26 protein-coding genes, 1 tRNA gene and 1 pseudogene are annotated in these 23,652 nt (G+C 73.4%); 19 read left to right on the forward strand and 9 right to left on the reverse strand.

The genetic code is table 11. The annotated features are described in order from the left end of the window. Positions 1 to 30: 30 nt before the first annotated feature. Positions 31 to 1,032 carry a LacI family DNA-binding transcriptional regulator gene (locus ACIBQZ_RS22055; protein ID WP_396090730.1) on the reverse strand — a complete coding sequence of 334 codons (1,002 nt, stop codon included), beginning with the start codon at positions 1,030 to 1,032 and terminating at the stop codon, positions 31 to 33. Positions 1,033 to 1,371: 339 nt separating this feature from the next. Here ACIBQZ_RS22055 and ACIBQZ_RS22060 point away from each other — a divergent pair, with 339 nt between their 5' ends. The 9 genes from ACIBQZ_RS22060 to ACIBQZ_RS22100 all read left to right on the forward strand — a co-directional run bounded on the left by ACIBQZ_RS22060 (position 1,372) and on the right by ACIBQZ_RS22100 (position 8,890). After that, positions 1,372 to 2,376 carry an ABC transporter substrate-binding protein gene (locus ACIBQZ_RS22060; protein ID WP_396090613.1) on the forward strand — a complete coding sequence of 335 codons (1,005 nt, stop codon included), beginning with the start codon at positions 1,372 to 1,374 and terminating at the stop codon, positions 2,374 to 2,376. Between the two features lie 66 nt (positions 2,377 to 2,442). After that, on the forward strand, positions 2,443 to 3,966 hold the full coding sequence (locus ACIBQZ_RS22065) for a sugar ABC transporter ATP-binding protein (protein ID WP_396090614.1): 1,524 nt from the start codon (positions 2,443 to 2,445) through the stop codon (positions 3,964 to 3,966). Beyond that, positions 3,963 to 4,994 (forward strand): ABC transporter permease, encoded by a 1,032-nt coding sequence (locus ACIBQZ_RS22070; RefSeq protein WP_396090615.1) that lies wholly within the window; start codon positions 3,963 to 3,965, stop codon positions 4,992 to 4,994. The genes ACIBQZ_RS22065 and ACIBQZ_RS22070 overlap by 4 nt, the downstream gene beginning before the upstream one ends. After that, positions 4,991 to 6,004: a galactofuranose ABC transporter, permease protein YjfF gene (gene yjfF / locus ACIBQZ_RS22075; protein WP_396090616.1), complete on the forward strand. Its 1,014-nt coding sequence runs from the start codon at positions 4,991 to 4,993 to the stop codon at positions 6,002 to 6,004. The genes ACIBQZ_RS22070 and yjfF overlap by 4 nt, the downstream gene beginning before the upstream one ends. Positions 6,005 to 6,084: 80 nt before the next feature. Continuing rightward, entirely contained in the window at positions 6,085 to 6,780 is a 696-nt protein-coding gene (locus tag ACIBQZ_RS22080; protein ID WP_396090617.1) for a hypothetical protein, read from the forward strand. Between the two features lie 151 nt (positions 6,781 to 6,931). Next, complete coding sequence (locus tag ACIBQZ_RS22085; protein ID WP_396090618.1) at positions 6,932 to 7,411, forward strand: hypothetical protein; 480 nt, start codon at positions 6,932 to 6,934, stop codon at positions 7,409 to 7,411. Beyond that, complete coding sequence (locus ACIBQZ_RS22090) at positions 7,404 to 7,892, forward strand: hypothetical protein (protein ID WP_396090619.1); 489 nt, start codon at positions 7,404 to 7,406, stop codon at positions 7,890 to 7,892. The genes ACIBQZ_RS22085 and ACIBQZ_RS22090 overlap by 8 nt, the downstream gene beginning before the upstream one ends. Then, complete coding sequence (locus ACIBQZ_RS22095; protein WP_396090620.1) at positions 7,889 to 8,143, forward strand: hypothetical protein; 255 nt, start codon at positions 7,889 to 7,891, stop codon at positions 8,141 to 8,143. Before ACIBQZ_RS22090 ends, ACIBQZ_RS22095 begins: the two co-directional genes overlap by 4 nt. Before the next feature lie 183 nt (positions 8,144 to 8,326). Continuing rightward, positions 8,327 to 8,890 (forward strand): hypothetical protein, encoded by a 564-nt coding sequence (locus ACIBQZ_RS22100; protein ID WP_396090621.1) that lies wholly within the window; start codon positions 8,327 to 8,329, stop codon positions 8,888 to 8,890. On the opposite strand, the gene ACIBQZ_RS22105 is transcribed toward ACIBQZ_RS22100, so the two are convergent. Next, the gene (locus tag ACIBQZ_RS22105) at positions 8,853 to 9,209 is read right to left on the reverse strand and encodes a MerR family transcriptional regulator (protein ID WP_396090731.1); all 357 of its coding nucleotides are present in this window, start codon (positions 9,207 to 9,209) and stop codon (positions 8,853 to 8,855) included. The genes ACIBQZ_RS22100 and ACIBQZ_RS22105 overlap by 38 nt on opposite strands. A gap of 48 nt (positions 9,210 to 9,257) precedes the next feature. Between ACIBQZ_RS22105 and ACIBQZ_RS22110 the strand changes: the two genes are divergently transcribed. Together ACIBQZ_RS22110 and ACIBQZ_RS22115 are read left to right on the forward strand one after the other, a co-directional pair. Next, positions 9,258 to 9,749 carry a nucleoside deaminase gene (locus ACIBQZ_RS22110; protein ID WP_396090622.1) on the forward strand — a complete coding sequence of 164 codons (492 nt, stop codon included), beginning with the start codon at positions 9,258 to 9,260 and terminating at the stop codon, positions 9,747 to 9,749. Next, positions 9,746 to 10,633: a TIGR03619 family F420-dependent LLM class oxidoreductase gene (locus ACIBQZ_RS22115; RefSeq protein WP_396090623.1), complete on the forward strand. Its 888-nt coding sequence runs from the start codon at positions 9,746 to 9,748 to the stop codon at positions 10,631 to 10,633. Before ACIBQZ_RS22110 ends, ACIBQZ_RS22115 begins: the two co-directional genes overlap by 4 nt. Before the next feature lie 26 nt (positions 10,634 to 10,659). Here the strand turns inward: ACIBQZ_RS22115 and ACIBQZ_RS22120 are convergent, their stop codons facing one another. Next, entirely contained in the window at positions 10,660 to 10,917 is a 258-nt protein-coding gene (locus tag ACIBQZ_RS22120) for a type B 50S ribosomal protein L31 (RefSeq protein ID WP_396090624.1), read from the reverse strand. A 423-nt stretch (positions 10,918 to 11,340) separates the two neighbouring features. Between ACIBQZ_RS22120 and rsgA the strand changes: the two genes are divergently transcribed. Beyond that, a complete protein-coding gene (gene rsgA, locus ACIBQZ_RS22125) occupies positions 11,341 to 12,192 on the forward strand; it encodes a ribosome small subunit-dependent GTPase A (RefSeq protein ID WP_396090625.1) in 852 nt (283 codons plus the stop codon). Between the two features lie 101 nt (positions 12,193 to 12,293). On the opposite strand, the gene ACIBQZ_RS22130 is transcribed toward rsgA, so the two are convergent. The 3 genes and pseudogenes from ACIBQZ_RS22130 to ACIBQZ_RS22140 all read right to left on the reverse strand — a co-directional run. After that, positions 12,294 to 12,365, reverse strand: a tRNA-Cys gene (locus ACIBQZ_RS22130). Further along, positions 12,356 to 13,000 carry a hypothetical protein gene (locus ACIBQZ_RS22135; RefSeq protein WP_396090626.1) on the reverse strand — a complete coding sequence of 215 codons (645 nt, stop codon included), beginning with the start codon at positions 12,998 to 13,000 and terminating at the stop codon, positions 12,356 to 12,358. The genes ACIBQZ_RS22130 and ACIBQZ_RS22135 overlap by 10 nt, the downstream gene beginning before the upstream one ends. 122 nt (positions 13,001 to 13,122) lie before the next feature. Beyond that, positions 13,123 to 13,452: pseudogene (locus tag ACIBQZ_RS22140) on the reverse strand (glucose-6-phosphate dehydrogenase); the annotation flags it as partial. Positions 13,453 to 13,656: 204 nt separating this feature from the next. Between ACIBQZ_RS22140 and ACIBQZ_RS22145 the strand changes: the two are divergent. Beyond that, positions 13,657 to 14,430 carry a hypothetical protein gene (locus tag ACIBQZ_RS22145; RefSeq protein ID WP_396090627.1) on the forward strand — a complete coding sequence of 258 codons (774 nt, stop codon included), beginning with the start codon at positions 13,657 to 13,659 and terminating at the stop codon, positions 14,428 to 14,430. 74 nt (positions 14,431 to 14,504) lie between these two features. Here ACIBQZ_RS22145 and ACIBQZ_RS22150 read toward each other — a convergent pair whose 3' ends face one another. Beyond that, complete coding sequence (locus ACIBQZ_RS22150) at positions 14,505 to 14,636, reverse strand: hypothetical protein (RefSeq protein ID WP_396090628.1); 132 nt, start codon at positions 14,634 to 14,636, stop codon at positions 14,505 to 14,507. Between the two features lie 145 nt (positions 14,637 to 14,781). Between ACIBQZ_RS22150 and ACIBQZ_RS22155 the strand changes: the two genes are divergently transcribed. From ACIBQZ_RS22155 to ACIBQZ_RS22175, 5 genes are all read left to right on the forward strand, one after another. Next, positions 14,782 to 15,735, forward strand: a complete 954-nt coding sequence (locus tag ACIBQZ_RS22155; protein ID WP_396090629.1) for a GlxA family transcriptional regulator — start codon at positions 14,782 to 14,784, stop codon at positions 15,733 to 15,735. 44 nt (positions 15,736 to 15,779) lie between these two features. Further along, positions 15,780 to 16,085, forward strand: coding sequence for a hypothetical protein (locus ACIBQZ_RS22160; protein WP_396090630.1), 306 nt, complete (start codon positions 15,780 to 15,782; stop codon positions 16,083 to 16,085). Positions 16,086 to 16,198: 113 nt separating this feature from the next. After that, positions 16,199 to 16,822 carry an RNA polymerase sigma factor gene (locus ACIBQZ_RS22165; RefSeq protein ID WP_396090631.1) on the forward strand — a complete coding sequence of 208 codons (624 nt, stop codon included), beginning with the start codon at positions 16,199 to 16,201 and terminating at the stop codon, positions 16,820 to 16,822. After that, positions 16,819 to 18,930, forward strand: coding sequence for an EAL domain-containing protein (locus tag ACIBQZ_RS22170; RefSeq protein ID WP_396090632.1), 2,112 nt, complete (start codon positions 16,819 to 16,821; stop codon positions 18,928 to 18,930). The genes ACIBQZ_RS22165 and ACIBQZ_RS22170 overlap by 4 nt, the downstream gene beginning before the upstream one ends. A gap of 29 nt (positions 18,931 to 18,959) precedes the next feature. Further along, complete coding sequence (locus ACIBQZ_RS22175) at positions 18,960 to 19,751, forward strand: SAM-dependent methyltransferase (protein ID WP_396090633.1); 792 nt, start codon at positions 18,960 to 18,962, stop codon at positions 19,749 to 19,751. A 10-nt stretch (positions 19,752 to 19,761) separates the two neighbouring features. On the opposite strand, the gene ACIBQZ_RS22180 is transcribed toward ACIBQZ_RS22175, so the two are convergent. Further along, positions 19,762 to 20,799, reverse strand: coding sequence for an LLM class flavin-dependent oxidoreductase (locus tag ACIBQZ_RS22180; RefSeq protein ID WP_396090634.1), 1,038 nt, complete (start codon positions 20,797 to 20,799; stop codon positions 19,762 to 19,764). A gap of 44 nt (positions 20,800 to 20,843) precedes the next feature. Beyond that, positions 20,844 to 23,075, reverse strand: coding sequence for a putative bifunctional diguanylate cyclase/phosphodiesterase (locus ACIBQZ_RS22185; protein WP_396090635.1), 2,232 nt, complete (start codon positions 23,073 to 23,075; stop codon positions 20,844 to 20,846). 140 nt (positions 23,076 to 23,215) lie between these two features. Here ACIBQZ_RS22185 and ACIBQZ_RS22190 point away from each other — a divergent pair, with 140 nt between their 5' ends. After that, entirely contained in the window at positions 23,216 to 23,650 is a 435-nt protein-coding gene (locus ACIBQZ_RS22190) for a hypothetical protein (protein WP_396090636.1), read from the forward strand. Positions 23,651 to 23,652 lie beyond the last annotated feature (2 nt).

Below are 23,652 nucleotides of genomic sequence, written 5' to 3' on the forward strand. Positions count from 1 at the left end.
GCCCGGGGCGCGAACGCGCTCCGGGCCTTCTCACGTCCCGTCCCGCCCGGTCGCCGGGCGGGCGGTGCTGGCCCGGACCACCAGCTGGGGGGTGACCACGACGTGCGCCGGGGACTCCGGACCCGCCATGTGCTCCAGCAGCAGCGCCAGGCTGAGCCGGCCGAGTTCGGCGAAGTCCTGGTGCACCGTGGTCAGCGGGGGCAGGAAGTATCCGGAGTCGGGCATGTCGTCGAAGCCGACGACGCTGACCTCCTCCGGGACCTTGCGGCCGGCCTCGTGCAGGGCGCGCAGCACGCCCAGGGCGATCCGGTCGTTGGCGCAGAAGATCGCCGTGACCGCCGGGTCGCGGGCCAGCGCCTGGCCCTGCACGTACCCGGTCTCGGCGTTCCAGGACTGCGGCAGCACCGGGGGCACCTCGGCGCCGGCCTCGATCAGGGTGTCGCGCCAGCCGGCGATGCGCTCCTGGGCCTCCGGCCAGTCGGCCGGCCCGGCCACGTGGTGCACCGTGCGGTGGCCCAGGTCGAGCAGGTGCCGGGTGGCGAGCCGGGCGCCGCCGGCGTTGTCCACCCGGACGGTCGGCACCCCGTCGCCCGCGCCGGCGCCGCCGACCGCCACGCAGGACAGCCCGGACGGCGCCTGCATCAGCCCGTCGGTCACGGCGGGCTTGGGCGCGATCGCGATGATGCCGTCCACCGCGTGCTGGCGCAGCCGGTCGACCGCCTCGATCACCGGCCGCTGTTCCAGGTTGCGGACCGTGGCGATGCTGACCAGGTAGCCGGCTGTGCGGGCGGCGTCCTCGATGCCGTACAGCATGGAGGCCGGGCCGAACAGCGTCGTCTCGAAGCCGATGATGCCCAGCGTGTGGGACTGGCGGGTGACCAGGGTGCGGGCCGCCAGGTTGCGGCGGTAGTCCAGCGACTCCATCGCCTCCAGCACCCGGGCCCGGGTCTCCTGGCGGACGTTCGGATGCTCGTTGAGCACCCGGGACACCGTCTGGTGGGAGACACCCGCGAGCTTGGCGACGTCACGCATGACCGCCGCCGGCTTCTTCACTGGCACGCAGTTCCCCTCATCGCCGCCGTTGTCGCCCCACAGTGTAGTTCTCACAAGTTTCCGAACAGTGCCCCTGACCTCGCCGGCAGGTGCGCGTTGGCGGATTCTCGGCGACAATCGGCAATGATCTCTTGACGCCGGGTTTGGGAACGGTAACACTCCTGAAACGCACCGTGTGACGGGAGCCACTGCATAGAGCGGCATGGCGACCGTCAGGCTGCTCCGCGCGCTCACACCCCTGATGCCGCGGGACCGCCGCTCCCTCATCCTGTCCCTGATCCCCGAGCCCCCCGAAGTTCAGATTGTGAACGCTAACAAATGAGATTCCTGGAGGACGTTGTGCTCAAGAAATGGTCCGCTGCGGTCCTGGCCGGCGCGCTGGCGGTCGGCGCCCTGGCGGGATGCGGCGGCGACGACGCCGGCAGCACCGGTGGCGGCGGCGACGACAAGATCACCATGGGCTTCTCCCAGGTCGGCGCCGAGAGTGGCTGGCGCACGGCGAACACCAAGTCGATTCAGGAGTCCGCCGCCACGGCCGGCATCGACCTGAAGTTCTCCGACGCGCAGGGCAAGCAGGAGAACCAGATCAAGGCGATCCGGTCCTTCATCGCCCAGCGGGTCGACGTGATCGCGTTCTCGCCGGTCGTCGAGTCCGGCTGGGACACGGTGCTCAAGGAGGCGAAGGACGCGAACATCCCGGTGATCCTCACCGACCGTTCGGTCGACTCGCAGGACAAGACCCTGTACAAGACCTTCATCGGCTCGGACTTCGTGCTCGAGGGCAAGAAGGCCGGCGAGTGGCTGGTCAAGGAGTACGAGGGCAAGACCGAGCCGGTCAACATCGTCGAGCTGCAGGGCTCGCCCGGCGCGGCCCCGGCCAACGACCGCAAAGCGGGCTTCGCCGACGTGATCAAGGCCGACCCGAAGTTCAAGGTCATCGCCTCGCAGACCGGTCAGTTCACCCGGACCGACGGCAAGGAGGTCATGGAGGCGTTCCTCAAGGCCCACCCGGACATCGACGTGCTCTACGCGCACAACGACGACATGGGCCTGGGTGCGATCGAGGCGATCGAGGCGGCCGGCAAGAAGCCCGGCACCGACATCAAGATCATCACGGTCGACGCGGTCAAGGACGGCATGACGGCGCTCTCCGAGGGCAAGATCAACTTCATCGTCGAGTGCAGCCCGCTGCTCGGCCCACAGCTGATGGACCTGGCCAAGAAGGTCAAGGCCGGCGAGACGGTGGAGCAGCGCGTGCTCACCGAGGAGACCACCTTCACCCAGGAGCAGGCCAAGGCCGTCCTGGCGGACCGCAAGTACTGATTCCGTACGGGTGGGCCGCCCCGGCCGGTAAGCCGGGGCGGCCCGCCGTCGACAAGGAGCACAACCATGGTTGACCCGCCGATCCTGCAGATGACCGGCATCCGCAAGACCTTCCCCGGCGTCGTGGCGCTGGACGGCGTCGACTTCACCCTGCGCCCGGGTGAGGTGCACGCCCTGATGGGCGAGAACGGTGCCGGCAAGTCGACCCTGATCAAGGTGCTGACCGGCGTGTACGGCATCGACGCCGGCGACATCACGCTGGACGGCGCGCCGGTGCGCTTCGCCGGGCCGCTGCAGGCCCAGCAGGCCGGCATCAGCACGGTCTATCAGGAGGTCAACCTCTGCGCGAACCTCTCCGTCGCGGAGAACATCTTCATCGGCCGCGAGCCCCGGCGGTTCGGCAAGATCCGCTGGTCGGAGATGCGCCGCCGCTCGGCCGCCCTGCTGGCCGGCCTTGACCTGCACCTGGACGTGGCGGCGCCGCTGAGCACGTACTCGCTGGCGATCCAGCAGATGGTGGCCATCGCCCGGGCCGTCGACGTCTCGGCCAAGGTGCTGATCCTGGACGAGCCCACCTCCAGCCTGGACGCCTCCGAGGTGGAGCGGCTCTTCGAGGTGATGCGCCGGCTCAAGCGCAACGGCGTGGCGATCCTGTTCATCTCGCACTTCCTGGACCAGGTGTACGCCGTCGCGGACCGGATGACGGTGCTGCGCAACGGCACGCTGATCGGCGAGTACCCGACCGCCGAGCTCACCCAGATGCAGCTGATCACCAAGATGATCGGCAAGGAGCTGACGGTGCTGGAACGGCTCGAGGAGGAGCCCCGCACGGTCACCGCCGACGCGCCGCGGGAGCCGATCGTCGAGGCGCACGGGCTGGGCCGGACCGGCGCCATCGCGCCGTTCCAGCTCACCATCCGGGGCGGGGAGATCGTCGGGCTGGCCGGCCTGCTCGGCTCCGGGCGCACCGAGCTGGCCCGGCTGCTGTTCGGCGCGGACCGGCCCGACCACGGCAGCCTGGCGATCGACGGCAAGCCGGTCACGCTGCGGACGCCGCGGGCGGCGATGGGCCACGGCATCGGGTTCTCCTCGGAGAACCGCCGCACCGAGGGGGTCGTCGGCGAGCTCAGCGTGCGGGAGAACGTCGTGCTCGCGCTGCAGGCGTCCCGGGGCTGGTCCCGGCCGATCCCACGGCGCAAGCAGGACGAGCTGGTCGAGCGCTACATCAAGACCCTGGGCATCCGGCCGGCCGACCCGGACGTCGCGGTGCGCAACCTCAGCGGCGGCAATCAGCAGAAGGTGCTGCTGGCCCGCTGGCTCATCACCGAGCCCCGGCTGCTCATCGTCGACGAGCCGACCCGCGGCATCGACGTCGGCGCCAAGGCCGAGATCCAGCGCCTGCTGGTCGAGCTCGCCGACGGCGGGATGGCGGTGCTGTTCGTCAGCGCCGAGCTCGAGGAGGTGCTCCGGCTCAGCCACAAGATCGAGGTGCTGCGCGAACGGCACCTGGTCGAGGAGCTCGACAACACCGGCGGCGGCGTGGACGCCGACCGGGTCATGCAGGCCATCGCGAGCGGAGCGAACCCGTGACCACACTCGTCCGGCACCGGCTCTTCTGGCCCGCCGTGGTGCTCGTCCTGCTGCTGGTCAGCAACGTCTTCTTCGCACCGCGCTTCTTCACCATCACGCTGCAGGACGGCCACCTGTACGGCTCGCTGATCGACGTGCTGCGCTCGGCGACCCCGCTGGCGCTGGTCGCGCTCGGCATGACGATGGTGATCGCCACCGGCGGCATCGACCTGTCGGTCGGTTCGGTGATGGCGATCTCCGGCGCGGTGGCCTGCCTGTTCATCGGCGACCTCAGCGACCAGGGCAGCGTCGGCGGCGTGCTGCTGGCGGTCGGCCTGGCGCTGGCCCTGGCCGCGGTGGCCGGCGTCTGGAACGGCATCCTGGTCTCGGTGATCGGCATCCAGCCCATCATCGCCACGCTGATCCTGATGGTGGGCGGCCGCGGCATCGCCCAGCTGCTCACCGACGGGCAGATCATCAACGTCTCGTCACCGCCGTACCGGGTGATCGGCGCCGGCTACGCGCTGGCCATCCCGGTCTCGGTGATCATCGTCGCGGTCGTGGTGGCCGTCGCCGTGCTGCTCATCCGCCGTTCGGCGCTGGGCGTGCTGGTCGAGGCGGTGGGCGCGAGCCCGACCGCCAGCCGGCTCGCCGGCATCCGGGCCCGCGGCCTGACCATCGGGGCGTACGTCTTCGCGGCGTTCTGTGCCGGCATCGCGGGCCTGATCTTCAGCTCCAACGTGGCCAGCGCGGACAGCAACGCGGCCGGTAATCTGATCGAGCTGGACGCGATCCTGGCGGTGGTCATCGGCGGCACGGCGCTGACCGGCGGCCGCTTCTCGATCGCGGGCAGCGTGCTCGGTGCGGTGCTGATCTCGGCGCTGGACATCACGACGTACACCATCGGGGTGCCGGCCGAGACCACGCTGCTGTTCAAGGCGGTCGTGGTCGTCATCCTCTGCCTGAGCCAGTCCGCCGCCTTCCGCGCCGCGGTGTTCCGCCGCCGGCGTACCGCGCCCGTCACTCCCGCAGCCGAGGTCCCCGCATGATCGACGTCAGTGCACCTCCCCAGCCGGAGACCACCACCGCGGCGCCGCGCCGGCGCCGTGGTCTCGACCGGCGGCACATCCCGGTCCTGGCCACCTTGGCCCTGCTCGTCCTGATGTACGTCATCGGCACGGCCAACTACGACAACTTCTCCGACACCCAGGTCCTGCTGAACGTCTTCGTCGACAACGCGTTCCTGCTCGTCGTCGCGGCCGGGATGACCTTCGTGATCCTCACCGGCGGCATCGACCTGTCGGTGGGCGCGGTGGTCGCCCTGACCACGGTGGTCGCCGCGACGCTGCTCAACGGCGGCTGGCCGGCGGTGGTGGTGCTGCCGCTGGTGCTGCTGATCGGCACCACGCTGGGCCTGGGCATGGGCCTGGTGATCCACTACTTCAAGGTGGAGCCGTTCATCGCCACGCTGGCCGGCATGTTCCTGGCCCGCGGGCTGTCGCTGCTCATCAACCGCAACTCCATCCCGATCACCGACCCGTTCTGGACCGGGATGGCCCAGGAGCGGATCCGCTTCGGCCCGGGCATCTTCATCTCCACGAGCGTGGTGATCGCGCTGGTGGTGGTGCTGATCGGGGCGTACGTGCTGGCGTACACCCACTTCGGCCGTACCGTCTACGCGATCGGCGGCAACGCCGACTCGGCGCTGCTGATGGGCCTGCCGGTGGGCCGGACCCGGATCGCGGTCTACACGATCAGCGGCTTCTGCTCGGCGCTGGGCGGGGTGCTGCTCAGCTTCTACATGCTGTCCGGCTACAGCCTGCACGCCCAGGGCATGGAACTGGACGCGATCGCCGCGGTGGTGATCGGCGGCGTGATCCTGACCGGTGGCTCGGGCTACCTGTTCGGCACGGTGCTGGGCGTGTTGGTGCTGGGCCTCATCCAGACCATCATTACCTTCCAGGGGACGCTGAGCTCCTGGTGGACGAAGATCGTGATCGGCATCCTGCTGTTCGCGTTCATCGTGCTCCAGCGGCTGGTCACCAGACGGGCCCGCTGAGCTCGACGTTGTGCTGCCCGGCAGGACGCCCCCCGCCGGGCAGCTCACTTTCGGTGGCATGTCGGTGACACCATGTATTCATGTTTCTCCAGATCATGCTCTCGGCCGGTGCCGTGGTGATCTCGCTGGCGGCGCTGGCAGTGTCCTCGGTGATGTCGTGGCGGCAGCTCAAGTCGATGCGCAGCGCCAACCACCTACCGGTGGCGATCGAGCTGCTGACCCGCGACTACGGCAGGCCCGAGTTCCAGCGCACCGAGCGCCGCATCCTGGCCGAGCTGCCGGCCGCCGATCCGGCCGGCGGCGTGTCGGGCCTGCCGGAACCGCTGCACTCGTCGGCAATTCAGGTCATCAACTTCTACGACTCGATGGGCATCCTGGTCTCCTTCGGCTGCGTCGAGGAGGAGTTGGTGCTGGCCTCCATCAACCACCGGATCCGCCGGATCTGGCGGACCCTGGAGCCCTTCATCCGCGCCGAACGTGCCCGGCGGGGCGGGCTGTACCTGGACTTCCTCGAGGACCTCGCGGTGCGGGCGCATCGCCGGGACCCCGGCGACCTGCACGATCAGCTGGGCCTCCGCGAGATGCCGGTCGGGGCGCGTGCCCCCGCGCGGATGCGGCCGCCGGCTCCGGCGCGGGTGCGGCCTCCGGTCGCGGCGCCTGCTTCCGTACGGGCGGGGCTGCCGGCTTCCGGACGCGCCCGGCCGGGCCGGCAGGCGCCGCGGCGACGCCGCACCATGGTGCGGCTGGGCGCCGGCGCGGGCACTCCGCCTCCCTGACCTCCGGCCGGCCACGCCGCCTGGCGGGGACGGCGCGGCAGCGGCTGATCCTCGCGTCCACACCGGATCCTCGGCGCGTCTGCCAACGTCCGACGGCCCACCCGGCACGATGGGGGTAGTCGGTGGCGGCCGGGCAGCTCTGGATTGCTGGGTGCGTACCGCACGGACCGTTCCCACCACCGCCCGGCAGGTTTTCATGTCCTTCTCGACCGTGCTCTCGCCGCACCGCAGCGGGGAGCTCACCCGGCGCTTCCTCGCCGATCCGTCGCCGGTGGTGCGGGTCGAGGCGATCGAGGGCGCGCCCGCTGCTGGCGCACCTGCACCGGCACACGCGCTCCGACGTGCTGCGCCGGAAGCACGCCGCGGCGCCGGCGGCCGAGCCGGTGGAACGCCCCGCGGCGTGGTCGCGGACTGCCTGCACGCCGCCGTGGCCGGTGACCTGCGGCAGGCGCCGGCCGCCGGGGTGCGCGCCGCGGCGGAGGCCGATGCTGCTGCACGGCCCGGGCGCGCTGCGGGTCGGCACGCACTTCCAGAACCCGTCGCCGGCCCTCCGGCTGCGCCGGCCGTACCCGACGACTCCCGGGAGCTCACCTGGGACGCCGTCGAGCCGGCCGGCGGCCCGCATGAGTAGCCGGGTGCCCGGCGGCGTCGCGGTCGCCGCGCTCGGCGTCCTGCTGGCCTGCGGCGGGCTCGTGACCCGGCCCGGCGGTGTCCTGGCGGGCGTGGCGATCGCGGTGATCGGGCTGGCGACCGTCCTGGGTGGAGTCGGCGTGCTCCGGTCCGACGCCCTGCTGTTCGCCGGGGCGGTCGTCGGGCTCGGCGCCGCCGCCGTCGTCGCCGGGTTTGCGCTCCTGGACGCCGGCGGTCCGGTCGGCGCGCTCGCGCTGCTCGGCGGCTCGGTGGCGTTCGTCTGCGGCGGGCTCGGCACGGTGCGCAGCTTCACCCTGGTCGGCGTGGCGGCGCTGGCGGACGCGCTCGCGCTCGCCGGGCTGGGCGTGTGGGCCTGGCGGGCCGGGGCCGAGCTGGTCGGCGGGCCGGCGCTGGCCGTGGCCCTGGCCGCGGTGGGGCTGGGGGTCTCGGCCCTGATACCCCGCTGGGAGTCCGGGTCGTGACCGCACGCCGGTGCCGCTACAGCGTCGGCAACGAGCACGACCCGGGTGATCCGTACGGGACGGCCTCGCTGCATCACCGCTTCCCGGTCACGCCGGGCGCGCACGGCTGGACCGGGCAGGTGCAGCCGGCGGCGCTGCGGGCCCTGGCGGGCGCACTCGCCCGTGCCGGCTTCCCGGACTGGCTTCCCGGACCGGCTTCCCGGACCGGCCGCAGGCGCCCCCGCCGGCCGGATCCGCGCTGCGCCGGTTGACCGTGGAGACGGACGGCAGTGCGGCCGGCGTGATCCTGCCCTGGCACCTGGCGCCGTCCGGTTACGCCGAGGCGTGCGCACCGTGCTGGACCGGGTCATCCACCGGCTGAGCGGCGGCGCGGTGGCCTACCCGGCGGGCGACCGCTGACGGGCGCCCGCGAGGGGCCGGGCACAATCGCCGGCGTGGATGTGCCCGAGCTGCTGCGGACGGCGGCGAGCGAGCTGCCCGACTGGCTGCCCCGGGCCGACCTCGACGACTATCTGGCCCACGACGAGTGGGAGCTCGCCCTCGACGTGCTGCTCGACCGGGGCGACGACTACCCGGCGACGACGGCGTTCTTCCGTACCCTCGAGGAGGCCGCGCACCGGATGCGGCTCGGCCGCAGCGCCGCCTGGTGTGCCTGGCGCCGCCGCGAGGTGCTGCACGGTGTCATCCGGGCCGAGCTGCGGCTGGTCCCCGGCGTGCGGCGGGTGCCGATCCCGGGCGCCGGGCGGGTCCGGGCGCTGTGGGACATCGGCCTGGTCTCGCCCGCCGGGGCGCCGGATCGCGCCGTCGCGCTGATCTGGGTCGAGTTCGCCCCGGAGCTGCCGCCCGGCGGCGCCGGCCCGGTGCGGCTCGCCCCGCTGACCGCCACACGGTGGCAGCACCTGCGGCCGGGGGACCGGATCACCATGTACGAGCACCGCGCGGTCGCCGGCACCGCCACCGTCACCGAGGCGGTGTTCCCGGCGCCAGGTCGCCGATGACCGTGTCGAGCGCGGCGACCGTCCGGGTCAGCTCGGTGATCTCGGCCACGATGCGTTCCCGTTCGGCGCGCAGCCGGTCGGTGAGCCACGGCGTGCGGATCGACGGGTCGCTCATGCAGGGCAGCAGCTCGGCCATCGTGCGGCTGCCGATGCCCGCGTCGAACATCCGGCGGATCAGCAGCACCCGGTCCACCGCCGCCTCCGGGTACGTGCGCTGGCCGCTGCCCGAGCGCGCCGCGGTGAGCAGGCCCTGCTCCTCGTAGTAGCGGATCGAGCGGGCGCTCGCCCCGGTACGGGCGGACAGGTCGCCGATCCGCATCACCACGCGCTTGCCCCTCACACCGATGTCAACTCTTAGCCTCACGGTATGACCACCGTTGATGTCAGTCCACTGATCGGCGCCCGGCTGGCCGAGGACGCCGCTCTGGCCCGTACCGTCGAACTGGCTCTCGCCCGGGCCGCGGCCGGCCGCCTGCCCTTCGCCGCGCTGGTCGTGCGCGACGGCGTCGTGCTCGGCGCCGGGGCGAACACCGTGCGGGACGACCACGACCCGGCCGCGCACGGCGAGGTCGTCGCGGTCCGCGACGCCGCCCGCCGGCTCGGCACCACCGACCTCGCGGGCGCGGTGGTCTACTCCAGCTGCGAGCCGTGCGCGATCTGCCGGCTGGTCGCCGCGGCCGCCGGGATCGGCGAGATCGTCTACGCCGCCGGCAAGGAGCTGGTGCCGGCCGCGATCGACGGCGATCCGGTGACCACGGCCCGGCTCATCGACGCGGTCACCGGGGTGCTGCCGGGCATCGCGCGCGCCGGGCGCACCGGCGCCGACGTGGCCGCGCCGTTCCGCCGGTACGCGCGGTGATCCGGCTCGGGGTCAACGTGCCCAATTTCGGCCCGGAGTCCACCTACGACGCGCTGCTCGGCTGGGCCCGGTTCGCCGAGGACGGCGGCTTCGACACGTTTGTCGTCTCCGACCACGTGGTGCTCACCCCGGAGGTGGCCGCCGTTTATCCCGAGCCGTTCCACGACCCGTTCGTGCTGCTGGGGTGGCTGGCCGGGCAGACCTCGCGGGTGCGGCTCGGCACGTCGGTGGTGCTGCTGCCGTACCGGCATCCGCTGCACACCGCCCGGATGAGCGCGATGCTGCACCTGATGAGCGGCGGCCGGTTCGTGCTCGGGGTCGGCGCCGGCTGGTCGGCGACCGAGTTCGCCGCGCTGGGCGCCGATTACGCGCGGCGCGGCCCGGTCACCGACGAGTACCTGGCGACCATCACCGAGGCGTGGGCGCGGGAACAGGTGGACGGGGCGTGGACCGGGCCGCGGCCGGCGGGGGGCCGGGTGCCCGTCTGGGTCGGCGGCGCCTCCCGGCGGGCGATCCGGCGGGCGGTCCGCTCCGGCGGCGCCTGGCATCCGATCAACCCGGACCTGGGCTGGCTGCGCGACCGGGGCCTGCCGGCGCTGCGCGCGGAGGCCGCCGAGCAGGGCCGGCCGGTGCCGGAGCTGGTGGTGCGGATGAAGGCCCGGCTGCGGGCCGAGCCGGCCGGCCCGGAACGCCCGGCCGGGGTGGGCTCGCTCGGGCAGATCGTGGGGGACGTGGCGGCGCTGGCCGCGCTGGGTGCGGCCGAGGTGATCCTCGACCCCAACCCGGACCGGCCGCGGCCCCGGGACTACGCGGCCGAGCAGCGCGCGCTGGGCGAGATCAGGGCGGCGGTCCGTGAGCTGTCGGCACCGGCGGCGGCCCGCTGAGGGGCCGCCGCCGTTTCCGGTACGGCCTACTTCCCGGCGCGGGCGCGGGCGTACTTGGCGCGGAACTTCTCGACCCGGCCGGCGGTGTCGAGCAGCCGCTGCTTGCCGGTCCAGAACGGGTGGCTGCCGCTGGAGATGTCGACGTCCAGGACCGGGTACGTGTCTCCGTCCGTCCACTCGACCGTCTTGTCGCTGGTCGCGGTGGACCGGGTGAGGAACGCGTAGCCGGCGCCGCGGTCACGGTAGACGACGTGGCCGTAGGTGGGGTGGATTCCAGTCTTCATGTGTCTCAGTCCTCCTCGGGATCCACCGGGGAGAAGCGCGCGGAGGCACCGGATATTCCGGTCCGGCCGGTGCGCCGGCTCACCAGGGCACGCTCCGGTAGTCCTTGAGGAACTGGCCGCAAGCCGGCTGTCCGTGGCGCCCCGCTGCCTGAACTGCCGAGATGAGGTCGAGTGGGGGCGCGCCCTGCCACCGTTCGCCTACCTCGAATCCAGGTGTACGGCACCGGTCTCTCGTAGGAACATGGAGACATGGGCGCTGGTGGGCTGTCGTCCCTGGGCTGGGACGAGCGAGCGGCCCGGGCGGTCGCGGAGGTCATGGCTCCCGGCTGCGCCGCCGGGAGGGTCGTTCGCGTTGACCTCGACTCCGTGGTGGTCGCAACGGAGGCGGGCGATTGCCGGTCCCGCGCACGGGAGCTACCGGCGGTGGGCGACTGGGTCGTCGTCCATGTCCAGGAGGACGACGCTGTCGTCGTAGGCGTCGCTCCCCGCTGGTCCGAGCTTGACCGCCGCGACCCCACCGGGCGCAGCCAGGTGCTGGCGGCGAATGTCGACCTGGTGCTCGTCACGGCACCCGTCGACAGGTTGTCGGTCGCTCGCGTGGAGCGTGAGGTAACACTGGGATGGGACAGTGGGGCACGACCCGTCGTACTGCTCACCAAGTCCGACCTGGCACCCCCGGGACTCGCCGAGGAGCTGCGTTCCCGCCTTGCGGGTGTCGAGGTTGTGCCGGTGAGCACCGTGACCGGCGTGGGGGCTGACGACGTTGCCGAGATGCTGCGGCCGGCACTCACGGCGGTGCTGCTCGGGCCCTCGGGGGCCGGCAAGTCCTCGTTGGCCAACCTGCTGCTCGGGCGCGGGGCAGCGACCACGGGCCAGGTCCGGCCCAGCGACCATCGAGGTCGGCACGTGACCAGCAGCCGAGGCCTGTACGCCATACCCACCGGTGGCGTGATCATCGATACCCCCGGGCTACGCAGTCTGTCCCTCACCATCGACCGCGGCGGGGTGGCCGCGGCCTTCCCCGACATCGAGACCCTCGCTGCCGACTGCCGGTTCGGGGACTGCCGACACGAGCATGAGCCTGACTGTGCCGTGCTCGCCGCGGAGCGTGAGGGGAAGCTTGACGGGCGGCGCCTGGCGAACTATCGCAAGCTCCGGCGAGAGCTCGAGTTCGAGTTGCGGCGTGACGATCCGACCGCGGCCCGGGAGAACCGGCGGATCTGGAAAGAGCGAAGCAAGGCGGCCCGACGGCTCTTCCGTGACCGCGGGTATTGAGTTCTCACCCGGAGAGAATCCGTGAGGTTGCCCGGATGGCCGACGTGGCCGAAAGAGGGCACTCCTAGCCCTCCTCGACGCACGCTTCTGGCCCCTCGTCGCCGGACCGGCGGAATCGAACCGGCATCCTCCGCATGTGCAGTGCGGCGCGACGACCTCTGCGCTACGGCCCGCCGTCGCAGGACTCTACTGCCCGGCCAGCCACCGGTACGGCGCCGCCAGCCTCCGCGCCGCCGCCCCACGAGCCCTGCGGGTACGTCGCCGGCCGCGGCGGCGCGTCCAGGATCGGCTGCACCGTGCGCCACGCCGCCGCCAGCCCGTCCGGGCGGGTGAACAGCGACCGGTCGCCCAGCAGCACGTCGTGGATCAGCCGCACGTACGGCGGCAGCGGCTCGGCGTGCGGCAGCTCGGCCAGCGGCACCCCGATCGTCGCGGGCTGCACGTCCAGCTCCACGCCGGGCTTCTTGGCCAGCAGCCGCAGCGCGATCTCGCCGTCGCCGGCCAGCGACAGCGACAGCGCGTTCGCCTGGGGCGGCAGGCCCGGCAGCGGGTGCTGCGGGGTGCGCAGCACGATCGTCACCCGCTGCTCGCTCGCCGCCATCCGCTTGCCGGTGCGCAGCTGCTCGCGGTTCCACATCGCCGCGAAGACCTCGTTGGCGAAGCGCAGCACGTGCAGGTTCTGGGTCGACTCCTTGCCCAGGAAGTGGTCGATGCGGTAGACCTGCGACTCGTCCAGCACCCGGTGCACCGTCCGGTTGAGCGCCCGGAAGCCCGCCGGCGAGGTGCCGAACGGCTTCTCGTAGACCACCCGGGCGTCCTCGGCCAGGCCGTGCCGGCCGAGCGGCGGCCGGCCCGGTGTCGGCGCGGTGCTGCGCGGGTCAGCTCCGGGAAGGTCTGCGGCGGGACGGCGAGGTAGTGCACCAGCTCCGGCCGCGGGCCCAGCTCGCGGCGGGCCTCGTTGATGACGTCGAGCAGGCTGCCGGGGGAGTCGGTGTCGAAGCCGCCGCCGGCGAAGTACAGCCGCCGTTCGAACTCGCGCCAGGGCCCCTTGTCCGGGTGCGGCCCGGACTCGACCAGCACGTCGTGCACATGCTTGCGGAAGTCCTCGTGGGCGACGTCGCCGCGCCCGTTGCCGACCAGCGCCCAGCCGGCCGGCAGCAGCCCCTCGATGGCCAGCGTGTAGAAGGCGGGCAGCACCATCCGCCGCGCCAGGTCGCCGGTGGCCCCGAACAGTACGAACACGGTCTTCTCCGTCGCCATGCCCGCACCATTCACCGGTTTGCCGGGGGGTTGGTCGCCGCCGGCCGGCCCGGTGCGGTGAGGCCGGCCGCCGTGCTCATGATGTGCGGAAAATAATCGCCGATTTTTTGAACCGGGTGAATTCGCCGCGGAACTGAACCCGGATGCGGTGCGGTCGCGTACTTGATCCCGTACGACATTGATGACCGACGACGAGGAGTGGTGATGAGACTGCGACAGCGACGACGCATCGGAACCGGCAGGACCGGGGTCAACCGGAAGGCGATCGGCGGCGCGGTCATCGCTGGCGTGCTGGTGGTGGGTGGTGTCACCGGTCTGCAGCTGGCCTCGGCGGGCGAGCAGGCGCAGGCGGCCGAGATCGTGGTGGTCGACGGGCAGGACTTCGACATCGCGGGTTGCGAGAAACTCGAAATCAACGTGGGCGCCGTTATCTGTGACGGCGAGGAATTGGCGCCGGAAGGCGAGATCGGCGCCGCCGAGGCCGCCGCCGCGTCGGCGCAGGCGCTCGAGGATTCGTGCGACCAGTTCGCGATCGACCAGGCCGCCGCGGACGCCGAAGCCGCCGGTGCCGCCGGGGAAGAGGCCGCCGGTGCGGAAGGCGCCGCCGCGGACGAGGCTGCTCCCGCCCACATGAGCAAGAAGGCCAAGAAGGCGGTGGCCAAGAAGTACGCCAAGGGCATGGGCAAGGACAAGGCCGCCGAGGAAGCGGGCGCGGCTGAGGACGAGGCCGGTGCCGCGGAAGAGGCGGGCGCCGCGGATCTCGACGCGGCCGTCACCGACACCCGGGCCGCGCTGCTGGTCGCCTGCCTGGACCTGTCCGCCGCCAAGGCCGCCGCGGCCGGCGCCGCCGGCGACGAGGCGGGCGCCGGGGACGAGGCCGGCCAGGAGGCCGGTGCCGAGGGCGAGGCCGGCGCCGACGAGCAGGCCGGCGCCGACGAGCAGGCCGCCGAGGAGCAGGACGCTACGACGAGGAACTAGGCGCACCGCACCGCACGGCACCGGCCCGTCCCGCACTCACGCGCGGGGCGGGCCGGTGCCGTGCGGTGGCCCGGTCACCATCGATCCGGCGCACGCACGCCGTCGGCGGTGGGCTTCCAGTCGCCGCTGTCGCGGCTGTCGAAGGTCAGGCCCGTGCCCGAGGCGACGGCGATGGCGATGAAGAAGAGCAGGATGGCGATACCCATGACGTTCACACCCTTGTTCCGGCGAGTGGTTGGCCGGTGCGCACCGGGTTGCTCGTCACCAGCATGGCCCGCCGCCGGTACGGCCGACAGTGGCAGAGATGCCACACATCTTCAAAATCCTGCCAACGCGTCGTAGGCTGGCGGCATGTTGCGCAGCATCGCCGTCATCGCCCTGCCGGACGTGGCCGTCTTCGAGCTGGGCGTGCTCTGTGAGCTCTTCGGCTACGACCGCACCGCCGAGGGGCTGCCCGGCTACGAGTTCGCGGTCTGCAGTGTGGACGGTGCTCCGGTCCGTACCCATGCGGGTTTCACCATCGCGCCCGGGCACGACCTGGGCCCGGCCGACGAGGCCGACCTGGTCGCGGTCGTGCCGAGCAACACCGAGCTGGACCCGCCGGAGGAGGTCCTCGACGTGCTGCGCCGCGCGCACGCCCGCGGCGCCTGGGTGATGAGCGTGTGCACCGGGGCGTTCGCGCTCGGCGCGGCCGGGCTGCTCGACGACCGCCGCTGCACCACCCACTGGCGGCATGCCGACGCGCTCGCGGCCCGGTTCCCGCTGGCGAAGGTCGACCCGGACGTGCTCTACGTGGCCGACGGCACCGTCATCACCAGCGCGGGCACGGCCGCGGCGGTCGACTGCGGCCTGCACCTGATCCGCGAGGAGCAGGGCTCCGCGGTGGCGACCCAGATCGCCCGCCGGATGGTGGTGCCGCCGCACCGCGACGGCGGCCAGGCCCAGTTCATCGAGACACCGGTGCAGCCGGTCGAGTGCGAGACGCTGCAACCGCTGCTCACCGAGGTGCTGGCGAGCCTGGACCGGCCGCACACCGTGGACACGCTGGCCGCGCGGGCGCACATGGCGCCGCGCACGTTCGCCCGCAAGTTCCGGGCCGAGACCGGTGCGACCCCGCACGACTGGCTGACCGGCCAGCGGGTGCTGCTGGCCCGCCGGCTGCTGGAGGAGTCCGACCTGGGTGTCGACGCGATCGCGGTGCGGGCCGGCTTCGGCAGCGCCGCCACGCTGCGGCACCACTTCGGGCACCGGCTGGACACCACCCCGCAGGCGTACCGGTCGATGTTCCGGACCCGCGGCCACTGAGCCGCACCCCGGTCTCGATACCATGACCACCGCATCGGAGGTGCATGGTGACGGACGCGACGCGGTCGCTGCGGTGGTTCGGCGGGCTCGCCGTGCTGGTCTTCGGCATCGGTCCGGCGGTGATGCTCACCCTGCTCGTGGTGCAGGACCGGACGCCGGGGTCGGTCGGGGTGCTGCTGATCTTCGCGATCCCGCTGGTGCTGCTCGCGCTGGTCATCGCCGGGCTGGGCATGACCGGCTCCGACCCCGAGCTGACCAGCCGGCGGATGCACCTGGCGATGGCCCTGGTGGCCGGCGCGGACGTGCTCATGCTCGGCGGCAACTGGCTGATCCGGACGATCGCGAGCTGATCCTCCGGCGGCTCACCGCCGCCCCTCCGTAAAGAATCTTGCTGTTCGATGTCACGCCGACCGGCTCCCCGACACCTAACTAGGTGGGAGTTCACGGGCGAACGGAGACATCGGTGGTCGACACGGACGACGTGGACGATGTGGACAGTGCCGCGGCACCCGCGGCACCCCCGGCGGCCATCCCCGATCCGCCGCCCGCCGCGCAGATCGAAGAGTTCTTCCGGCGCTACTGGGCGGGCCTCGTCCGCAGCCTGCTGCGCGAGGGCGCCGACCGCTGGGAGGCCCAGGACGCCGTTGCCGAGGCGATCCGGGAGGCGCTGCGCCGCTGGTCGGAGCTGACCCATCCGGTGGCCTGGGTGCGCACCGCGGCCCGGTCACACTGGCTCCGGCAGCGGCGCAGCGCCGGCCGCGGCGAGCTCGAGGTGCTGGTCGCCGATCTCAGTGAGCTGGGTGCCGGGCGCGCCGACCCCGACCTGGAGGCCTTCGAGCTGCAGGAGTGGTTCGCCGGGGTGCTGGCCCAGTTGCCACCGGCCCGCCGCGAGGCGCTCGAACTGTCCGCGCAGGGCCTCACCCCGGCCGAGATCGCCCGGCGGGTCGGCAAGACGCCGGAGGCGGTCCGCACGGCGCTCAAGCTCGGCCGCAAGCAGGCCGTGGCGATGTGGGAGGCGGTGCCACCGCAGCGCGGCCCGGTGCCCGGCACCGCGCCCGCGCCCGAGCCGGAGGGGGGCCGGTCATGACCGTGCACGACGAGCCGCACCAGCCGGACGACGGCCTGACCCACGCGATGATGATCGCGGCGCTCAACGGGATCCTCGCCGAGTGCGGCTACGACCCGGTCCCCGACGACGAGGACGAGCCGGCCTGCGCCGACCACCCCGCCGATCAAACCGCCGATCACCCTGCCGACCGGCTCATCGAGGACGCCCGGCAGCGCGCCGACGGGATCGTCGCCGCGGCCCTGGAGACCGCGGTGCAGTACACGGACGCCGCCCTCGACCAGGCCGCCCGCACGGTGCTCAGCGCCCGGGGGACGCTCGTCCGGCTACCGGCCGCCGCGGGGCCGCTGGAGCCGGGCGCGCTGCCGCCGGCCACCGGGGCGGGCCCGGAGGGCGCGGGCGCGCAGAGCGTCGGTGACATCTGGTTCGCCGCCACCGCGGCCGCGGGGGTGTACCTGCCGATCGCCGAGGACGCCGCGGCCCGCACCCTGGGGGTGTTCGCGAGCTGCCTGCACGACGCCGCCCGGGCCACCCCGCCCGACCTGGACGCCGCGTACCGGGTCGGCGTGGAGGTGGTCGCGCTCGGCGTCAGCCGGCCCGAGGCGCTGCCGGCCAGCATGACGCTGATGCTCGACCACCTCAGCGAGGGTGACGCGGTGCGCCGCCCGGCCCGGCAGGTGGCCGGCGCGTTCGCCGCGGGCTTCGCCGCCGCGCTGCAGGCCCGCACCCTGGCCCAGCAGGAGTCGCTGCACCGGGCCACCCACCGGGCCGCCCGGGAGTTCCAGTCCGCCCTGCAGCACAGCGAGGCCCGCTACCACCGGCTGGCCTACTACGACCCGGTGACCGGCCTGGCCAACAAGGCCCGCCTGGTGCAGCGGCTGCGGCAGGCCGCCAACGGCGACGACCCGGCCCGGCACATCGGCCTCTGCCTGATCGACCTCGGCGGGCTCGCGGCGGTCGGCGAGCAGTTCGGCGCCGACGCGGGCGACCACGTGCTGACCGAGGCCGGGCGCCGGCTGCAGCGGCTCGCCCGGCACCCGGAGTACCTGCTGGCCCGGCACAGCGCGCACGCGTTCGTGCTGCTGGTGCAGGACAGCGGCGGCCTGGCCCACCTGGCCGAGCTGGCCGAGCGGATCATCGGGGCGCTGGCCGAGCCGGCCTCGCTGCCCGGCACCGGGCTGACCGCGCCGCTGCACGCCGCCGTCGGTGTCGTCGACGTGCCGGCCGGCGGGCTCGACGTGACCCGGGTGCTGGTGGACGCCGAGATCGCCCTGCGGATGGCCCGGGCCGGCACGGCGGGCTGGGCCGCGTACGACCCGCAGCCCGCGGGGCCGGGCGCCGCCACCAGCGTCTCCGGGCTGGTGACCGGGCCGCCCTCGTACCAGCCGATCGTGCTGCTGGGCACCGGGCGCGTCGCGGGGCTGCACACCCGGATGGCCTGGCGGCACCCGCACCTGGGCATCCTCGACCTGAACCGGATCGGCCAGCTCACCGGCGACCGGGACACCACCACCCGGCTCGCCGGCAGCCTGCTCCAGCAGGCCTGCCGCCAGGCGATGAGCTGGGACGGCGGCCGCACGGGCCCGTTCATCGGCCTGGACCTGCCGGTGTACCAGATCGGCTACCCGGACATCGTCGAGCTGGTCCGGGAGGCGCTCACCGGCAGCGGCCTGCCGCCGGAACGCCTGCACCTGCACCTGTCCGGGCTGGACGCGGTGCCGGCCGGGCAGCACAGCCTCACCGTGCTGAACGCGCTGGCGGCGCTCGGCGTGCGGCTCGAGCTGGACGACTTCGGCTCCGGCGCCGGCACCGGCAGCCTGACCTATCTGCGGGAGCTGCCGGTGCACGGGCTGCGCAGCCCGGCGGCCCTGGTGCAGTCCCCGGCCGCCGGCGTCGACACCGACCGCGAGCTGCTCGCCGGGATGGCCCGCGTCGCGCACGCGCTGGGCCTGACCCTGACCGTGCACGGCGTCGACGACGACGACGCCCGGGCCCGGATGACCGGCACCGGCGTGGACGGGGCCGAGGGGCTGCGGTTCGGTCCGCCCGGCACCCCGCACCAGGTGTCCGCGCTGCTGCGCGGGGCCGGCAAGCTCGTCGCGGTGGGCGACCGGCGGGCCGCCTCGTGACCGACCACAGTGGAGTAAGCTTCCTCGGCATGGGGAACGCGGACGCGGACTTTTCCAGCCGGCCCAGCAGCGCCCGGATCTACGACGCGCTGCTCGGCGGCAGCCACAACTTCGAGGCCGACCGCGAGGCGGCCAAGCGGCTGCTGTCGATGATCCCCGCCGCCGGCGAGATGGCCCGGGCCAACCGCGCGTTCCTGCACCGGGCGGTGCGGTTCATGCTCGACGCGGGCGTGCGGCAGTTCCTCGACATCGGCAGCGGCATCCCGACGGTCGGCAACGTGCACGAGATCGCCCAGCGCCGGGTCCCGGAGGCCCGGGTGGTCTACGTCGACATCGACCCGGTGGCGGTCGCGCACGCCGGCGAGATCCTGCGGGACAACCCGTTCGCCACCGCGGTGCAGGCCGACATGCGGTTCCCCGAGGCGATCCTCGGCCACGCGGGCGTGCGCCGGCTGCTCGACCCGGACCAGCCGGTCGGGCTGCTGCTGGTGGCGATGCTGCACTTCGTGCCGGACGACGACGCGTACCCGGCGGTGGAACGGCTGCTCGCCGGCCTGCCGGCGGGTTCCTACGTGGCGATCTCGCACGGCGTCTCGGAGACCCCGGCCGACGCGGCCGGCGACGGCGTCGCCGACCTCTACCGGCGGACGGACGTGTCGACCGCGACCGGCCGCAGCCGCGCGGAGATCCTGCGCTTCTTCGGCGACACCGAACTGGTGCCGCCCGGCCTGGTCTGGGTGCACCAGTGGCCGGCCGGCCCGCGGGGCGACGACGACCCGGGCGACATGGCGGTGGTCGCCGCCCTGGCCCGCAAGCCCTGAGGCCCCGCGGTCAGTCCTGGTTGTCCAGCAGCTCGCGGACCCGGGGGATGACCTCGGTGCCGTAGAGGTGGATCGCGGTCATCATCGCCTCGTGCGGCAGCGTGCCCGCCGAGTACTTCAGGTCGAAGCGCTGCACGTCCAGTACGTTCACCGTGCGCGCGATCTTCTGCGCCACCGTCTCCGGCGAGCCGACGTGCCAGGCCCCCTCGGCGATGTCCGCCTCGAAGCGTTCCCGGGTCAGCGGCGGCCAGCCACGCTCCGCGCCGATCCGGGTGATCGACGCCCGGGCGTGCGGCCACAGCGTCTCGACCGCCTCGGCGTCGGTCGCGGCGACAAAACCGGGCGCGTGCACCGCGATCGGCAGCGGCTCCCGGTCGTACTGGTCCAGCGCGCGGTGGTACAGCTCCACGTACGGGGCGAAGCGGGCCGGGTCGCCGCCGATGATCGCCAGCACCAGCGGGAAGCCGTACCGGGCCGCGCGGACCACCGACTCCGGGCTGCCGCCGACGCCGACCCAGGTGGTGATCCGCCCGGATGCGGTCTTCGGGTAGACCTGCTGGCCGGTCAGCGGCGGCCGTACGGTGCCGTGCCAGGTCACCGCGTCCTCGCGGAGCAGCTCCGCCATCAGGTCGGCCTTCTCGGCGAAGAGCCGGTCGTAGTCGTCCAGGTCGTAGCCGAACAGCGGGAACGACTCGGTGAACGAGCCGCGGCCCAGGGTGATCTCGGCCCGCCCGTTCGACACCGCGTCCAGGGTGGCGAACCGCTCGTAGACCCGGACCGGGTCGTCGGAGCTGAGCACGGTCACCGCGGTGCCGAGCCGGATCCGCCGGGTGCGGCTGGCGATCGCGGCCAGCACGATCTCCGGCGCCGAGACCGCGAAGTCGTCGCGGTGGTGCTCGCCGAGCCCGAACGCGTCCACCCCGGCCTCGTCGGCGAGCACGGCCTGCTCGACGACGTTGCGGATGACCTGCGCGTACGGCAGTGTCTCGCCGTCCGGCCCGACGGTGACGTCGCCGAACGTGTCCAGTCCGAACTCCACGGGCAGCATGTGTCGATCATGCCGTACCGGCATCCCGCCCAGGACGCGGCGGGCTACACCGCTGCCAGGGCGACCGCGCCGGAGCGCGTGAGCATGGCCTGCATGTCGCCCGGCGTGACCGGACGGCTGAAGTAGTAGCCCTGGATCGCCGGGCAGTCGGCGACCCGCAGGGCGTCCCAGTCCTCGACGTCCTCCACGCCCTCGGCGACCACCGACATGCCCAGCGAGCGGGCCAGCCACAACACGGCCGAGATGATCGAGGACTTGCGGGTGTCGTGCGCCAGCCCGGCGACGAACGAGCGGTCCAGCTTGACGATGTCGGCCGGCACCGACTGCAGCCAGGTCAGCGAGCTGTACCCGGTGCCGAAGTCGTCCAGGGCGATCCGGACGCCGAGGGCCTTGAGGGCGTGCAGCCGGTCCTGCAGGTCCACGGAGTTGGCCAGCAGGGCCGTCTCGGTGATCTCCAGGACCAGCCGGGACGGGTCGTCCAGGCCGGCGGCCGCCAGCAGCCCGGCCAGCATCGGCACGAAGCCGGGCTCAGCGAGCTGCCGGGGGCTGACGTTGACCGACACGTACCCCAGCTCGTGGCGCCAGTGGTACAGGTGGCGCAGGGCCTGGGCCAGTACGTGCTCGCCGAGCGGGATGACCAGGCCGGTCTCCTCGGCGGTGCTGATGAAGTGGCCGGGCGCCAGCAGCTCACCCTCGGTGGTCCACATCCGGACCAGCGCCTCGGCGCCGACGATCCGCCCGGTCGCGGGCGACACGATGGGCTGGAACCACACCGGCAGGGTCGCCTCGCGGGTGCCGTCCAGGGCCTGCCGCAGCCGGGACTCGGCGGTGATCCGCTGCTGCACCGCGATGCGCATCCGCTCGTTGAAGATCTCCAGGCGGTTGCCGCCGGCGCGCTTGGCCTCGTACATGGCAGTGTCGGCGGCCAGCACGGTCTGCTCGGCCTGGCGCGGCCCGTGTGCGACGGCCAGGCCGATGCTCACCGCGATCTGCAGCTGGGCGCCGGCCACCGGGAGCGGCTCGGCGAGCGCGGCCAGCACCGACCGGCCCACGTCCAGGCCGGTCTCGAGCGGGCCGGGCAGCGCCACCACGAACTCGTCGCCGCCGAGCCGGGCGACCAGGGAGCCGGCCGGCACGGTCCGCGCCACCCGGGCGGCCAGCCCGCGCAGCAGCTCGTCGCCGGCGGCGTGCCCGGACCCGTCGTTGATCGTCTTGAACCGGTCGACGTCCAGGTACAGCACCGACACCGGGCCGGCCCCGGCGCTGAGCAGCGCGGTCAGGTCGACCTCGAACGCCGCCCGGGACAGCAGCCCGGTCAGCGAGTCCTGGCGCACCTGGCGGCGCAGCGCGGCCTCGTGCTCCTGCTGCCGGGTGACGTCCAGGCAGTGCACGAAGACCAGCCGCAGCTTGCCGTTGCGGTCGCGCAGGCCGTTGCTGTGGATCTCGATGTACATCACGGAGCCGTCGTCGTGCCGGCGGTAGGCCGCGGTGACCGTGATCGGCTCGGTGGCGCGGGTGAGCTTGTCGAAGATGCCGTCGTCGGCCGGGTCCAGCGGGCTCAGCGGCAGGTCGGCCACGGAGAAACCGGCGGGCAGCTCGGCCGGCAGCCCGAGCCAGGACCGGTACGCCGAGTTGGTGCGCAACAGCCGCCCGTCCGGGGCCAGCATCGCCATCGGCACCGGAGTCTCGTCGAAGGCGACGGTCAGCTGCGCCCGGCTCTCCGCCAGGTTGTCCTCGGCCCGCCGCTCCTCGGCCTCGGTCAGCCCCCAGGCGACCACCTGGAACGCCGCGGCCAGCAGCACACCGAGCCCGTGCAGCAGCGCCCAGATCCACGGGTGCACCTGGGCGCTCTGGTGGTCGTACGTGTGGTCGCTGACGATCGTGCCGAAGACCGCGTGGTGCAGCGTGGTGCCGATCAGGAACGCCCCGAACGGCGCCCAGTCGCGGTAGAGCGCCAGCGCGGCGACGGCGATGAAGAAGCTGAAGTGCGACTCGGTCAGGCCGTCGGACATGGCGACGAACCCCGCGCAGGCGACGGTGAAGCCCAGCGCGACGGCGATCGACGGCAGCCGGCGCGCCGGCAGCGTCACCGCGCCCACGATGCAGGGCAGGATCAGCAGCACGGTGAACAGCCAGTCCGAGTCGAGCCCGTCGCGCGCCGCGCCGAACAAGGTCAGGCCGGGCACGGTCGACCCGAGCAGCAGCGTCAGCAGCCGGTGGCGACGAGACCAGTCCTCGTCGCGCAAGCCGCCGCCGGTCGGCAGCCAACCGCGCATGATCGAACTCCTGTCTCGTCAACCTTCTCGGCAAGCCTGATCGGCGGCCGGGGTCCGGGCATGAGCGGTCGGCCGGTTGCGGAACGTATTTCGCTGGACGCCTGCGGCAGCTCCGGGCCCTGGTCGAGGCGGGCGGCGCGGTGGCCGCCGGGGCGGACGCGGACCTCGGCGGCGGCTACCGGTCGGCGCGGGTCGACGGCGCCGGCCGTGCTGGCCGCGCCGCCGTGCTGGCCGCGCCGCCGTGCTGGCCGCGCCGCCGTGCTGGCCGCGCCGCCGTGCTGGCCGCGACGCCGTGCTGGCCGCGACGCCGTGCTGGCCGCGACGCCGTGCTGGCCGCGACGCCGTGCTGGCCGCGACGCCGTGCTGGCCGCGCCGGCTGTGCCCGGACTCGCCGACCCCGTTCCCCGCCGGCCTGCCCCTCGGTGGTCGGCGGGCACCTCGGCCGGGTCCTGCACCCGCTGTCCGCGGCGCGGCTGCCGGCCGACCTCTGGGAGCAGGTCTGCGCGGCCGGCGTGGCCCGGGCCCGCCGCGACTGCGGCGGGCATGCTTCGGCCCTCGCGCCATCTCCCGCCTGACC

Origin of the sequence: Actinoplanes sp. NPDC049599 (genome assembly GCF_044465625.1) — a bacterium.
Classification (GTDB): Bacteria; Actinomycetota; Actinomycetes; order Mycobacteriales; family Micromonosporaceae; genus Actinoplanes.

Bases quoted from the DNA above. Each gene is read 5' to 3' on its own strand.
- ACIBQZ_RS22055 (WP_396090730.1), bottom strand. From the start codon at position 1,032: ATGCGTGACGTCGCCAAGCTCGCGGGTGTCTCCCACCAGACGGTGTCC.
- ACIBQZ_RS22060 (WP_396090613.1), top strand. From the start codon at position 1,372: ATGAGATTCCTGGAGGACGTTGTGCTCAAGAAATGGTCCGCTGCGGTC.
- ACIBQZ_RS22065 (WP_396090614.1), top strand. From the start codon at position 2,443: ATGGTTGACCCGCCGATCCTGCAGATGACCGGCATCCGCAAGACCTTC.
- yjfF (WP_396090616.1), top strand. From the start codon at position 4,991: ATGATCGACGTCAGTGCACCTCCCCAGCCGGAGACCACCACCGCGGCG.
- ACIBQZ_RS22080 (WP_396090617.1), top strand. From the start codon at position 6,085: ATGTTTCTCCAGATCATGCTCTCGGCCGGTGCCGTGGTGATCTCGCTG.
- ACIBQZ_RS22090 (WP_396090619.1), top strand. From the start codon at position 7,404: ATGAGTAGCCGGGTGCCCGGCGGCGTCGCGGTCGCCGCGCTCGGCGTC.
- ACIBQZ_RS22105 (WP_396090731.1), bottom strand. From the start codon at position 9,209: ATGCGGATCGGCGACCTGTCCGCCCGTACCGGGGCGAGCGCCCGCTCG.
- ACIBQZ_RS22110 (WP_396090622.1), top strand. From the start codon at position 9,258: ATGACCACCGTTGATGTCAGTCCACTGATCGGCGCCCGGCTGGCCGAG.
- ACIBQZ_RS22120 (WP_396090624.1), bottom strand. From the start codon at position 10,917: ATGAAGACTGGAATCCACCCCACCTACGGCCACGTCGTCTACCGTGAC.
- ACIBQZ_RS22145 (WP_396090627.1), top strand. From the start codon at position 13,657: ATGAGACTGCGACAGCGACGACGCATCGGAACCGGCAGGACCGGGGTC.
- ACIBQZ_RS22150 (WP_396090628.1), bottom strand. From the start codon at position 14,636: ATGGGTATCGCCATCCTGCTCTTCTTCATCGCCATCGCCGTCGCCTCG.
- ACIBQZ_RS22155 (WP_396090629.1), top strand. From the start codon at position 14,782: ATGTTGCGCAGCATCGCCGTCATCGCCCTGCCGGACGTGGCCGTCTTC.
- ACIBQZ_RS22160 (WP_396090630.1), top strand. From the start codon at position 15,780: ATGGTGACGGACGCGACGCGGTCGCTGCGGTGGTTCGGCGGGCTCGCC.
- ACIBQZ_RS22170 (WP_396090632.1), top strand. From the start codon at position 16,819: ATGACCGTGCACGACGAGCCGCACCAGCCGGACGACGGCCTGACCCAC.
- ACIBQZ_RS22175 (WP_396090633.1), top strand. From the start codon at position 18,960: ATGGGGAACGCGGACGCGGACTTTTCCAGCCGGCCCAGCAGCGCCCGG.
- ACIBQZ_RS22180 (WP_396090634.1), bottom strand. From the start codon at position 20,799: ATGCTGCCCGTGGAGTTCGGACTGGACACGTTCGGCGACGTCACCGTC.
- ACIBQZ_RS22185 (WP_396090635.1), bottom strand. From the start codon at position 23,075: ATGCGCGGTTGGCTGCCGACCGGCGGCGGCTTGCGCGACGAGGACTGG.